The following is a 12724-nucleotide window of genomic DNA, read 5'->3' on the forward strand; positions in this document are numbered from 1 at the left end:
TGTAATTCATCGGTGCACGGGAGGCACTCGGGAGATGTACGCGTTCCTGTACATCATCGAAGCTAGGCAGTGCAGGTGAAGAGACTGACGAAGGAACGTTAACGGAAGGTGAACAGCGCCGGTCCATTCCCCGGTCACGCCCCTTCGCCACCGTCGAAGCCGCGACATCCCGGTGGGTGGCCCACCTCCTAGACTGGGTCCATGCCGCCGCGCCAGGGAATGTCCACCACGCTGGCCTTCCTGCGCAAGCGCACCCGGATCGGCCTCAAGCGCAGCGGGAACTCCGTGGTCACCGCCCTGCAGATGACCGTCTGCGCGGTGGGCGCCTATGCGTTCGCGGAGCAGGTCCTCGGCCATAACGGCCCGCTGTTCGCGGCGACGTCCTCGATGATCGCGCTGGGCTTCTCACGGGATCCCCGCCTGCGGCGCGTCCTGGAGGTGGCGATCGGCTGCACCCTCGGCATCGCCGTGGGCGACCTCCTGCTCACCCTGTTCGGCACCGGCCTGTGGCAGGCCGCCGTCGTGCTGTTCATCTCGATCCTGCTGGCCCGGTTCCTGGACAGCGGCACGATCTTCACGACGCAGCTCGGGCTGCAGTCCCTGCTGGTGGTGCTGCTCCCGGCGCCGGAGGGCGGACCGTTCACACGCAGCGCCGACGCCATCGTGGGTGGCCTGTTCGCGCTCGCGATCACCGTGTTCCTGCCCCGCGACCCGCGCCGCGAGCCGAAGACGAACGTGCGCGGGCTCCTCGACGAGCTCTCCGGCGTGCTCCGTGACGGCGCCTCGGCCCTCCGGAAGAGCGACTCCACCCTGGCCTGGCACGCACTGATCCGCGCGCGGAACTGCCAGTCCCAGCTGGACGGCCTGACCGGCAGCATGAAGTCCGCCCGGGAGGTGGCCCGCATCTCCCCCGCATACCGGCGCCACCGCGAGGAACTCGGCTCCCTGGGGGACGCGATCGACTCGATCGACCTCGCCATCCGCAACAGCCGCGTGTTCTCGCGCCGCCTGACGTCCGTCATCAACCACGCGGCGCTCACCGACGAGGCGATCGAGGCCCTGAGCCAGTCCCTCGAGGACACGGCCGACGCCGTCGACGTGCTGAGCCGCGCGCTGTCGGCCAGCGACTCCGCCGAGCGGCGCCTCAACAGACGGCAGGCACGCAACGAACTGGCGGCCGTCGCGACGGACCTCCATCCGACGACGCTCCACATCAGCCGGCTCGAGGGTGAGGGCCTCGTCCTCCTCCTCCGGCCGCTCATCGTGGACCTGCTCAGCGCCACGGGCCTCCCGCACGAGGACGCCGCCGACTACCTGCCGCGGCTCTGAGGACCGCCGGCGTGGCCTGTCCTGTCGGTGGCCGCCGGTAGCCTGAAGCAATGGCCACGAAGACCTCCCCTGCCGCTCGCGCGGGCCGCAGCAACACCCCGAGCTACCGCTGCGCCGAATGCGGGTGGACCACCGCGAAGTGGGTGGGTCGCTGCGGCGAGTGCCAGGCGTGGGGCACCGTCGAGGAGACCGGCCAGGTGGTCGCGCGCACCACCGCCGCCACGGCGGTCACCACGCCGGCCCGGCGGATCGCCGACGTCGACGCGACACTGTCCGGATTCCAGCCCACCCGGATCGACGAGCTCGACCGCGTCCTCGGCGGCGGGCTGGTGCCCGGCGCCGTGATCCTCCTCGCCGGGGAACCCGGCGTCGGCAAGTCGACCCTCCTGCTCGACGTCGCCGCGCGGGTCGCGCGGCTCGGCAAGAACGTCCTCTACGTGACCGGCGAGGAATCGGCCGCCCAGGTGAAGCTGCGCGCGGACCGGATCGACGCCGTCGCCGACTCCCTGTACCTGAGCGCGGAGACGGATCTGGGTCAGGCTCTCGGCCAGGTCGAGAAGGTGGACCCCGCACTGCTCATCGTCGACTCCGTGCAGACGCTCAGCAGCGCCGCGGTGGACGGCAGCGCCGGCGGGGTGACGCAGGTGCGGGAGGTCGCGGCGTCCCTCATCAGGGAGGCGAAGGCCCGGGGCATGACCACGCTGCTCGTGGGGCACGTCACCAAGGACGGTTCCATCGCCGGGCCGAGGCTCCTCGAACACCTCGTCGACGTCGTGTGCCAGTTCGAGGGCGAGCGCCACTCGCGCCTGCGCCTCCTGCGTGCGGTGAAGAACCGGTACGGGCCCACGGACGAGGTGGGATGCTTCGACCTCACGGACGGCGGTATCGAGGGATTGGCCGACCCCAGCGGCCTCTTCGTGTCCCGCACCAAGGATCCGGTGTCCGGGACGTGCATCACGGTGACGCTGGAAGGCCGGCGCCCCCTTCTGGCGGAAGTGCAGGCCCTGCTCGCCGAATCGCCCAACTCCCAGCCGCGGCGCGCCACCAGCGGGCTCGACAGCTCCCGTGTCGCAATGCTGCTGGCCGTGCTGCAGAGCCGCGCATCGGTCAACCTGCACAAGGACGACAGCTACGTCGCGACGGTCGGCGGGGTCCGGCTGAGCGAGCCCGCCACCGACCTCGCCGTGGCGCTGGCGATCGCCAGCGCGAAGACGGACCAGCCGCTGGCCGCACGGCTGGTCGCATTCGGGGAGGTAGGTCTCGCGGGCGAGGTGCGCCCGGTCCCGGGCATCGGCCGGCGCATCCAGGAGGCGCAGCGCCTCGGCTTCACGCACGCGATCGTCCCCGCCTCGCCTGCCGGCACGGGGCCCGTTCCGAAGGGCTTCTCCGTGCGGGAGGTCTCGACGCTCGCGGAGGCGCTGGCACTGCTGTTCTGACGGCACCGCCCCGGACCCGGACACGGGACGGAGGGTGTTACGAATCTGCGACTCCGGCCGATACGGAGGATTTTGTGCGCCCCAGTAGTATTGGCTTCGGCCCTGGCGCTACGCCAGGAGCCGATGCACGCCGTCCAGGCTCGACGGCGGCCGCCCGACTGCGCCGGGCCTTCAGTAGCGCGGGCGGTGAAAGGATGGGGCCATGGTTCGTAGTCCGGAGGACTCGCTCAAAGCCACCCTCGCCAGAGTAGCCCCGGGCACGCACCTACGCGACGGTCTTGAGCGAATCTTGCGGGGACGGACAGGTGCGCTGATCGTCCTCGGCTTCGACCGCACCGTGGATTCCATCTGTTCCGGCGGGTTCGACATCGGGATCGAGTTCTCCCCTACGCGCCTGCGCGAACTCGCGAAGATGGACGGTGCGATCGTCTGCGACAAGGACGCGAGCAAGATCCTCCGCGCCGCGGTGCAACTGGTACCCGACCACACCATCGAGACGCAGGAATCCGGGACACGGCACCGCACCGCGGAGCGGGTCGCGAAGCAGACCGGGCTCCCGGTGATCAGCGTCAGCCAGTCGATGCAGATCATCGCCCTGTACATCGACGGCCTCCGCCATGTCCTCGAGGGCTCCGAGCCGGTGCTCGCCCGAGCCAACCAGGCGCTGGCAACCCTCGAGCGGTACCGCGCGCGGCTCGACCAGGTCACCAATTCGCTGTCCGCCCTCGAGATCGAGGCGATGGTCACGGTACGCGACGTCGCCGTCACCCTGCAGCGCCAGGAGATGGTGCGCAGGATCTCCGAGGAGATCTCGCAGTACGTGCTGGAACTCGGCGTCGACGGCCGCCTGCTCTCGCTGCAGGTCGAGGAGCTCACCACGGGCCTCGGCCCCGGCAGTGAGATGGTGCTGCGCGACTACATGGACCTCGGCAGCAGTACGGCGCCGGTCGACGAGCGCGTGGCGACGCTGCAGGGCTTCAGCTCGACCGACCTCATCGACCTGGGCACCATCGCCAGCGTGCTGGGCTTCAACCCCTCGCTCGACTCCCTGGAGGCGGTCATCCAGCCGAAGGGCTACCGCCTGCTCTCCGGTATCAAGGCCATGCCGCCCGCCGTCGCGAACCGGCTGGTGGAGCACTTCGACGGGCTGCAGAACCTCATGGCCGCCAATATCGAGGACCTCATGGCGGTCGACGGCATCGGCGAGCAGCGCGCACGCACGGTCCGCGAGGGGCTGTCGCGCATCGCGGAGACGAGCCTGCTCGACCGCTTCATGTAGGTACCCGCCGCAGACCCCCGACGCGCCGGCCGCCTACTGCAGCGTGAACGTCACCGGTGCGCTGCTCCTGGCGCCCAGCCGCGTGACCAGGGTGTAGGTCCCCTTCACCGGCTCCTCCTCCACGACGGTGCACCCGGGTACCGTACGGTTGCGCGCCCACTCGAGGATCGCGCGCTCCTCGCCGCCCGGTTCGATGACGCGGTCGAGGTCCTCCGAGGACTCCTGGCAGTCGATCGACGAGAACACGCGTTCGGCACCTCGGGTGAGCACGAACTCCATCTGCGAGGTCCCCACGTTCACCGTGCACGCCGTCCTCCCCCCGTTGCGGATGATCAGGGACAGGACCGGGTCCACCTCCGGCGCGTAGGCGCCCTGGTCCGTCCCTGCAGCGACCACCACGTCGGCGGGATCGCACGTGCCCGACGACGGCGACGGGCTGCGGGTGGCGGTGGGGCCGGGCGTGGAGTCGGGGCTGGGGGATGCCGGCGTCGTGGACGGAGCCGGGCTCGGCGGCGTCCGGCTCGCGGAATAGGGGGGGCCTGTCGCCGAGGACGCCGATCCGCCCGAGGACGGGTCGCCGGCGCTGTCCTCCCGTCCGAAGAGCCCTGCCATCGCGGCACCCCCGACGGCGAGCGCGGCCACGACGAAGAGCACCAGGATGGCCACTGCCAGTCGGCGGCGTCGGTACACGCCGGGGCCGGGCCGCCGCCCGCCACCGCCTGTCGGTCCGTCCGTACCGTGATCCGTCGATGCCATCCATCAAGGCTAGGGGGTCCTTCGTTCTTCCGGGCGCCATGCCGGTGGATAGAGTATTCACGACGAGAACCCAGGAGCACCCATGAACACCGGCACCGCGACGCCCACCGGTCCCGCGCGACCCACGGACGCGATCGACGCGGCACCACCGACCCTGTCCGCACTGCACGGCCGGGTGACCGACTGGTTCACCGACTCGGCACGTGATCTCCCGTGGCGGGATCCCGGCTGCTCCGCCTGGGGCATCCTCGTCAGCGAGGTGATGCTGCAGCAGACCCCCGTGGTCCGGGTCCTCCCGGTCTGGCACGAGTGGCTCGACCGCTGGCCCTCCCCCGCCGACCTCGCCGCGGAACCCCCCGGCAGCGCCGTCCGGCACTGGGGGCGCCTCGGCTACCCCCGGCGCGCGCTGCGCCTCCACGCGGCGGCCACCGCCGTCGTCGGGCGGCACGACGGCGCCGTGCCCGCGAGCTACGACGAACTCCTGTCCCTGCCCGGGGTGGGCACCTACACGGCCGCCGCCGTGGCCGCGTTCGCCTTCGGCCGGCGGGAGACCGTCGTCGACACGAACATCCGCCGGGTCCACGCGCGCCTCTTCGGTGGCAGCGCGCTGCCCGCCCCGGCGCTCACGGCTGCCGAGACCAGGCGCGCCGTGGCACTCCTGCCCCACGACGAGGAGCTCTCCGTCCGGTGGAACGCCGCCGTGATGGAACTCGGGGCCGTCATCTGCACGGCCCGGGCCCCGCAGTGCGACGCGTGTCCCGTCCTGGACGCCTGCGCCTGGGTGGCCGCGGGACGGCCTGCTCCTGACTACGTCCCGAAGGGCCAGGCCTGGGCCGGGACCGACCGGCAGGTACGCGGAGCAATCGTCGCGGTGCTGCGGCACACCGACGCGCCGATCCCGCGGTCCCTCCTCCTGGAAGCGCCCGTGGACCTCGGCATGGGCGCCCCGGACGCCGCCACCGGCCCCTCCGCGGTCCTGGCGGGCCCCCTGGCGACCCTGCACGGACTGCGGGCACCGGCCGAGCAGCTCGAACGGGCCCTCACCGGACTCCTGGCCGACGGGCTCGCCGAGGAACTGGCCGACGGGGTCCGCCTGCCGGGGTAGGCGGGGCCCGCTGCGAGCGCGGGACCGGATGGATCCCGGCCGGGACGTCCTCAGGCCGGTTCGCCGAACCCTGCCTCGACCTCCCGGCCGACGAGGTCCACGGCTGCCTGCGCGTCGGGGCCGACGGCCTCGACCGTGACCGTCCGGCCCTGGCCGAGGCCGAGGCTCATCAGGAGCATGACCGACTTGCCGTCGACGCCGTTCACGGTGACCTCCGCGTCGAGGTCCGCGAGCCCGGTGGCGAGCGTGGCCGCCGGGCGGGCATGCAGGCCCATCTGGTTCGGCAGCGTCCACGAGCCGCGGGCGGTCGGCCCCGATTCCCCCTCCGGGGTCGTCTCCGGGCCGGACCCCGGCGCGGCAGCGGCATGGGTCACGAAGGGCTCGAGCTCCTCGGGCCGGATCGAGACGACGGCACCTTCGGCCGCCCGCACGACGTCGTCCACCGAGGATCCGCCCTGTGCCTGCACCGCGGCGGCGACGGCCCCCTCCACGAGCGCCGCCTGCGCGAGGCGGACCTGCTCCCGCACCTCGGGTTCGAGGAACTCGAGCACCATCTCGGCGGTCATCACGGCCGACCCGAGGTCGGTGAGGATGACGACGCCGTCACCGCCGTCCGCCCGCTCGATCGCAGCCTGCACCCGGTCGAAGCTCGTGCCGATCCGCGCAGGGCCGACGCCGTCGCCCGTCCCCCCGGCGGCTGCCAGGACGACGTCGGGCGCCATCTGCGCCGCGAGGTCGACGACCCCCTCCGCGATCTTCTCGCTGTGCGACACGATGACGAGGCCTACGCTCATGCGGCCTGTCCTCCGGCGGTGTCCGCGGCGACCTGCAGGATGAGGGCCGTGGACACCGCGCCCGGATCCCGATGCCCGGCACTGCGTTCGCCGAGGTAGCTCGCCCTGCCCTTCCGGGCGATCAGCGGTTCCGTCGCGAGGGCTCCGGCGTGGGCCGCGGCGGCTGCCGCCGCCAGGACGTCGGCGGCGCTCGCCCCCGCCTGGGCCGCGGTCTCGGCCGAGTCGGTGGCGGGCGTCCAGGCATCGACCATGGTCTTGTCCCCGACCTCCGCCTTCCCGCGCGCGACGATGCCGTCACGCGCGGCCCCGATCATCCCGGCGACCGCCCCGGCGTCGATCTCCTCCGCGTCCCCCAGGGAACTCGCTGCGCGCAGGAACGCCGTCCCGTACAGGGGGCCGGCGGCTCCCCCGACGGTGGACATCAGCGTCATGGCGACCTGCTTGAGGACCGCCGCCGGCGTACCCGGGACCTCCCCGGCCTCGAGCTTGGCGATGACGGCGCTGAAGCCCCGGTCCATGTTCTCGCCGTGGTCCGCGTCGCCGATGGCCCTGTCGAGTTCGATCAGGAGCGTTCGGTTCTCGGCGATGACGCGGGCCGCCTCATGGATCCACAGGACGGCCCACCGGGTGTCCAGGGGTTTCGCCATCCTCACGCCCCCCAGCGCAGTGCTGCGGTATGCACGGGCGAGTCCCAGAGTTCGAGCATCTCGTCGTCGGCCCGGAGGATGGTCAGCGACGCCCCCTGCATCTCGAGCGCCGTGATGTAGTTGCCGACCAGGGAGCGGTCGATGGTCACGCCGAGCCCCTCGAGCAGCTGGGCGACCTTGCGGAACATGATGTACAGCTCACTGGCGGGCGTCCCGCCCATGCCGTTCACCATGACGATCGTCCGGTCGCCGGACGCGAGCTTCAGATCGGCGACGATGGGATCCAGGAGCCGCTGCGTGATGCCGTCTGCGTTCTCCATCGCGATCTTGTGCCGTCCGGGCTCCCCGTGGATGCCGATCCCGATCTCGATCTCATCCTCTGAGAGGTCGAAGCTCGGCACGCCGGCGTGCGGAACGGTGCACGCCGCGAGCGCCACACCCATGGAACGGACGTTGTCGATGACGCGCTGCGCCACCGCGGTCACGCCGTCGAGATCGTCCCCGCGCTCCGCGGCCGCACCGGCGATGCGCTCCACGAAGACCGTCCCCCCGACGCCGCGGCGTCCCGCGGTGTACAGCGAGTCCTCGACGGCGACGTCGTCGTTCACGAGGACCGACCGCACGGTGACACCCTCCGCTTCGGCCATCTCGGCCGCGGTCTCGAAGTTGAGCACGTCTCCGGTGTAGTTCTTCACGATGTGCAGGACGCCCGCCCCGCCGTCGACCGCGGTGGTCGCCGGGATGATCTGGTCCGGGGTGGGGGAGGTGAAGACGGCCCCCGGGACTGCGGCGTCCAGCATCCCGCGGCCCACGAATCCCGCGTGGAGCGGTTCGTGGCCGCTGCCGCCGCCGGAGACGAGGCCGACCTTGCCCCGGACGGGTGCGTCCTTGCGGGTGATGAACAGGGGCTCGGGGTGGACGGTCACGAGGTCGGCGTGGGCGATGCCGAATCCTTCGACCGACTCGTTGACCACGGCCTTGGGGTCATTGATGAGCTTCTTCATGACGCTGCTCCTTGACTGCGAACGGACATTTTGACAGCCTGCAGCCCGCCTCACATGGACCACGCCGGCCACAGTGAACGTTACCTCCCGTTCCTGCCCCTGCCTATAGGGCGCCGAGGCCTGTTCGCGGCCATGGAACGCCTGAGGGAGGTGCCCCGAACGGGCACCTCCCTCAGGTGGCCGGACCGCCCGATGGGGCGGCCCGTGATGCGTCAGTTGCGCTTGAAGGCGTCCTTGACGTTCTCGCCGGCATCCTTGAGGCTCGAACTGGCCTGGTCCTTGTGGCCCTCGGCTTCCATGTTCTCGTTCCCGGTGGCCTTGCCGAGGCCTTCCTTGACCTTGCCGCCCAGGTCTTCGCCCTTGTTCCCGATCTTGTCATCCAGTCCCATGATTCGGACCTCCTTCAGCTCGGTGTACGGCCACCGGTTCCGGTGGCCTGCCAGCATCCCTGAGGAATGCTAAGCAGTCTTACCTTATCCCTGCCCGCGGCGGAAAGGCCAGTGCCGCGGTCCGGCGGGTCACAGTTCCCGGATCATGCGCGTGTTGCCGAGGGTGTTCGGTTTGACCCGGGCGAGGTCGAGGAACTCGGCGACGCCCTCGTCGTGCGACCTGAGGAGCTCGGAGTAGACGCGCGGGTCCACGGCGGACTGGTCGGCCATGACCTCGAACCCGTGACGGCGGAAGAAACCGACCTCGAACGTCAGGCAGAAGACCCGGCTGACACCGAAGGCGCGCGCCTCCTCCAGCAGCCGCTCCACCAGGGCGTGCCCCACGCCGCGACCGCGGGCGGCGGGCGAGGTCACCAGCGTGCGCACCTCCGCGAGGTCCTCCCACATGATGTGCAGCGCCCCGCACCCGAACACCTCGCCGTCGGCGGATTCCGCGATCCGGAATTCCGGCAGGCCCTCGTAGTATGCCACGGTCTCCTTCGCCATCAGGATGCGTTCCTCGGCGAGGGGCTCGACGAGCGCCTTGATGGCGGGGACGTCCGAGGTGCGGGCGGGGCGGATGGTGAAGGACGCAGTCATCCACCCCACTCTACTGAGCCCCGCCACAGCAGCAGGCCCGACCGGGAACTCCCGGCCGGGCCGTCGAGCCGATGGATCTCCCGGTCAGGCCACCTCGTCCGCCTCCCGGCGACCGATGCCCCGTGGCGACTCCGCCGCCGCACTGCGGCGCCCGGGACGTGCGTCGTCCTCCTCGTCCTCGTGCCCCCCCTCGATCGCAGCGAAGGCGGGGTCGTCCTCGTACGACTTCAGCTTCGCGAGGCGGTAGATGATGAGCCCGTAGACCGCCTTCGCCGCGATGTCGGCGAGGGAGTAGCCGCCCTGCTTGAGCACCCAGGCGTCAGCGCCGGAGATCCCCAGCAGCGGCAGGGCATAGGCCACGGGGTAGACGAGCCAGCTGACCAGCAGCAGGACCCGCAGCCGGCTGATCAGCGTCTTGACGCCCGGAGGCTGGCGGTCGAGGGACTTCGTCAGCTCGATGAACAGCACGTACAGGATGTAGAGGAACGGGATGGTCGAGAGCACGCCCCACAGCACGCGGGCGCCGTCCGTCGAACTGATCTCCCCGGGGTACCCGAGGAGGATCATGAGGGCCGCCGCAGGGATGAGCTGCCGCAGCAACCGTGACTGCACGGCGCGGGCCAGCGCGAGTACGGCGATGAGTTCAACGAGCAGGAGCGGGACCGTCAGCAGCCAGTCGACGTAGCGGTATCCCTCGTTGAACGAGGACCCGGCCGCCTGCGAGTAGGTCCCCCGGCCACCGACGGCTTCGGTGACGAACGCCTCTCTGAACGAGTCGAAGATGCGGAAGTAGTGGTAGGCCGCGATACCGCAGACCACCGCTGCGATGATCAGCGCCTGCCGGTAACGGGGCAGCACCCGCTGGAGCGCGAGAACCAGGAAGAGCGCGGTGAACAGCTGGGCCGCGATGACGAGCGAGAGGAAGTTGTAGACCGTATCGAACTGGCCTTGGGTGAGGGAGTCTGGAATCATGGACGTGCTCCTTCGGAGGGAATCAGTGGTGTCGAACCCTGCACGCCGGTGGACCCAGGAAGCCGATCTGTCCAGTCCGGACGTGAACAGATTCTACGCCGCGTAGAAGACTTGTCCAGAGGTAGCGACCGCCGATTTGCCGGCCCGGCCCATGGGCCGGGGAGACCCCGTGGATCTCCCCGGGATCTCCCCGGGATCTCCCCGGGGTCTCCCCGGGGTCTTCCCGGCCGCGCGGGACCTACAGGCCGAGCTCGGGCGGCAGTTCCCGCTCCTCGCCCAGGACATGGGTGGCGAGGAAGGCCTCGACGACTCCGTACCAGATCCTGGCGTGCTGGGGTTTCAGGATCCAGTGGTTCTCGTCGGGGAAATAGAGGAACCGGTGCGGCGTCTCGCCGCCCTCGCCCGCGGGCAGCTTCGACTTCGACAGCAGTTCGTACCAGAGCCGGAGGCCCTCCCCGATGGGGACGCGGTAGTCCTTGTCCCCGTGGATGACGAGCATCGGGGTGTCGATGGAGCCCACGTGGTGGTGCGGGGAGTTCTCCTCCCTGGCCTCGGGCGTCATCTCCCGCTCCCAGTAGAAGGCGGCATCAGTGGTGGGGCCGAACTGGTCGAGCGCCCAGAGGCTCGCGTGGGTCACGATCGCCGAGAACCGGTCGGTGTGCCCGGCCACCCAGTTCGCCATGTAGCCGCCGAAGCTGCCACCCATCGCGGCGACCCGCGTGCTGTCGATGTCCTCACGCGCCACGAGGGTGTCCGTGGCGGCCATCAGGTCCGTGTAGGGAGCGCGGCCCCACTGCCCCCACCCGCGGTCCACCATGTGCTGGCCGTACCCCGTGGAGAGCGCCGGATCGGGGAGCAGGACGGCGTAGCCGCGGGCCGCCATGATCCACGGCGACCAGCGCCACGTCCAGGCGTTCCAGGAGCCGATCGGCCCGCCGTGGATCCACAGCAGGGCCGGTGCGGGGGCGTCGGCGGAGGCTCCTTCCGGGAGCACGAGCCAGGACCTGACCGGCTGGCCGTCCTCGCCGACGGACTCGATCCGCTCGAGCGAGCCGGGGACCTCGGGGCGCTCCGCCGGGTTGTGCAGCCGCTCCGTCCGGCCCGTCGCGAGGTCGATGCGGACCGCTTCGGCCGGGAAGAGATACGAACTGCGCAGGGCGTAGGCGGTCGACCCGTCGGGGGACACACGGACATCCGTGTAGGCGGCGGCGTCCTCCGTCACCCGGCGTACCGCACCGGAGGCGACGTCGATGGTGAAGACGGGCGCGGCGCCGTCGTCGTCGGCCGTGACGACGACGGCCGAGCCGTCGGGCAGCCAGGCCGCGGGCGCCGGCCAGCGATCCCAGTCCTCCGCCAGCGCCGAAGGCTCCCCGCCGTCCAGCGGGAGCAGGAGCAGGCTGGTGTGCGGTGCGAGATCCACCGTGGTGCGCCGGTCCCTGATCACCACGAGGAAGCGTCCGTCGGGGCTGACGGGCCCCGGGGTGTAGTCGTTCTCGCGGTCGTCGAGCAGGACGCTCAGTCCCTTCGTGGCGATGTCGACGCGGACGAGCACCGAGCGCTGGGATCCGCGTTCCTCCGGCAGGGCGAGGGAGGAGAACAGGGCGGTCCCCGTGGGGTCCAGGATCGGATGGGCGTCACGGAGGCCGCCGCGCGCGGACGGGACCAGATCGTCGAGGGATCGTTCGCCGTCGAGGTCCTTCATGCCGAAGTAGCGCGGCTCGTCGGGGCCGAGATCGGCGTCCCAGTAGCGGACGGGGTACCCGGAATGCAGGATGGCGGCGACACCCGCCTCCTTGCGGGACGTGCGGCGTTCGGCGTCGTCCCCCTCGTCCGCCGACCCCGCGAGCACACTGCCGGTCACGACGACGACGTCGGCCGTCTCGGCCGTCGCCACCCCTGCGACCCCTCCCTCGCGGGTCAGCACCAGCGAGGCCTCTCCGCCGGCGGCCGGGAGGCGCCAGAGTGCCGGACGCTTCTCGGTGTCGGCGTCGTCCGGGTCGGGCCGCGACGAGGTGAAGAGCAGGTCCCCGCTCGCGAGGAACGCCGCCCCGGATTCGCCGGCGGAGCTGCGCGTGAGCCGCCGGGCCGGGTGCTCACCGGCGGGATCGACCTCCCAGAGCGCCGTCTGGTAGGCGGTCTTCTTGGGGTTGAGGGTGGCCACGGAGGTCACGAGCCGCGAGCCCTCCGGGTTGAGGACGAGCCCGCTCAGGCGGGGCAGGGCGACGAAGTCGTCGAGGGATGAGAAGGGGGTGGTCATCCCCCATCTCTATCACCGCCTGTGGCAGCCGTCACACGCGTTCACTCAGGGACGAATCTCGTTGCCGTGGGCACTCATTCGGCTCCGGGGCACCCCCGGGAGACAGCGAACCCGCCC

General features: G+C 71.1%; 12 protein-coding genes. 4 read left to right on the top strand and 8 right to left on the bottom strand.

Annotated elements, in window-relative coordinates; genetic code table 11:
• Positions 1–201: 201 nt before the first annotated feature.
• The 3 genes from IWX63_RS08495 to disA all read left to right on the top strand — a co-directional run bounded on the left by IWX63_RS08495 (position 202) and on the right by disA (position 4044).
• Positions 202–1329, top strand: a complete 1128-nt coding sequence (locus IWX63_RS08495; protein WP_334685742.1) for an FUSC family protein — start codon at positions 202–204, stop codon at positions 1327–1329.
• A gap of 50 nt (positions 1330–1379) precedes the next feature.
• Positions 1380–2765: a DNA repair protein RadA gene (radA, locus tag IWX63_RS08500; RefSeq protein ID WP_199277711.1), complete on the top strand. Its 1386-nt coding sequence runs from the start codon at positions 1380–1382 to the stop codon at positions 2763–2765.
• 202 nt (positions 2766–2967) lie between these two features.
• A complete protein-coding gene (gene disA / locus IWX63_RS08505) occupies positions 2968–4044 on the top strand; it encodes a DNA integrity scanning diadenylate cyclase DisA (protein ID WP_199277712.1) in 1077 nt (358 codons plus the stop codon).
• A gap of 33 nt (positions 4045–4077) precedes the next feature.
• Here the strand turns inward: disA and IWX63_RS08510 are convergent, their stop codons facing one another.
• Complete coding sequence (locus tag IWX63_RS08510) at positions 4078–4800, bottom strand: hypothetical protein (RefSeq protein WP_199277713.1); 723 nt, start codon at positions 4798–4800, stop codon at positions 4078–4080.
• Between the two features lie 82 nt (positions 4801–4882).
• On the opposite strand from IWX63_RS08510, the gene IWX63_RS08515 reads away from it, so the two are divergent.
• A complete protein-coding gene (locus tag IWX63_RS08515; RefSeq protein ID WP_199277714.1) occupies positions 4883–5905 on the top strand; it encodes an A/G-specific adenine glycosylase in 1023 nt (340 codons plus the stop codon).
• Between the two features lie 50 nt (positions 5906–5955).
• Here IWX63_RS08515 and dhaM read toward each other — a convergent pair whose 3' ends face one another.
• The 7 genes from dhaM to IWX63_RS08550 form a co-directional block, all read right to left on the bottom strand.
• On the bottom strand, positions 5956–6699 hold the full coding sequence (dhaM, locus tag IWX63_RS08520) for a dihydroxyacetone kinase phosphoryl donor subunit DhaM (RefSeq protein WP_199277715.1): 744 nt from the start codon (positions 6697–6699) through the stop codon (positions 5956–5958).
• On the bottom strand, positions 6696–7346 hold the full coding sequence (gene dhaL, locus IWX63_RS08525; RefSeq protein WP_199277716.1) for a dihydroxyacetone kinase subunit DhaL: 651 nt from the start codon (positions 7344–7346) through the stop codon (positions 6696–6698). The genes dhaM and dhaL overlap by 4 nt, the downstream gene beginning before the upstream one ends.
• A 2-nt stretch (positions 7347–7348) precedes the next feature.
• Complete coding sequence (dhaK, locus tag IWX63_RS08530) at positions 7349–8350, bottom strand: dihydroxyacetone kinase subunit DhaK (protein WP_199277717.1); 1002 nt, start codon at positions 8348–8350, stop codon at positions 7349–7351.
• A gap of 212 nt (positions 8351–8562) precedes the next feature.
• The gene (locus IWX63_RS08535; RefSeq protein ID WP_199277718.1) at positions 8563–8739 is read right to left on the bottom strand and encodes a CsbD family protein; all 177 of its coding nucleotides are present in this window, start codon (positions 8737–8739) and stop codon (positions 8563–8565) included.
• Positions 8740–8868: 129 nt separating this feature from the next.
• On the bottom strand, positions 8869–9378 hold the full coding sequence (locus IWX63_RS08540; RefSeq protein WP_199277719.1) for an amino-acid N-acetyltransferase: 510 nt from the start codon (positions 9376–9378) through the stop codon (positions 8869–8871).
• A gap of 84 nt (positions 9379–9462) precedes the next feature.
• Positions 9463–10350, bottom strand: a complete 888-nt coding sequence (locus IWX63_RS08545; protein ID WP_199277720.1) for a bacteriorhodopsin-like — start codon at positions 10348–10350, stop codon at positions 9463–9465.
• A gap of 238 nt (positions 10351–10588) precedes the next feature.
• The gene (locus IWX63_RS08550; RefSeq protein ID WP_199277721.1) at positions 10589–12607 is read right to left on the bottom strand and encodes a S9 family peptidase; all 2019 of its coding nucleotides are present in this window, start codon (positions 12605–12607) and stop codon (positions 10589–10591) included.
• Positions 12608–12724 lie beyond the last annotated feature (117 nt).

The organism is Arthrobacter sp. CAN_A2, from assembly GCF_015752045.1.
Classification (GTDB): Bacteria; Actinomycetota; Actinomycetes; order Actinomycetales; family Micrococcaceae; genus Arthrobacter_D.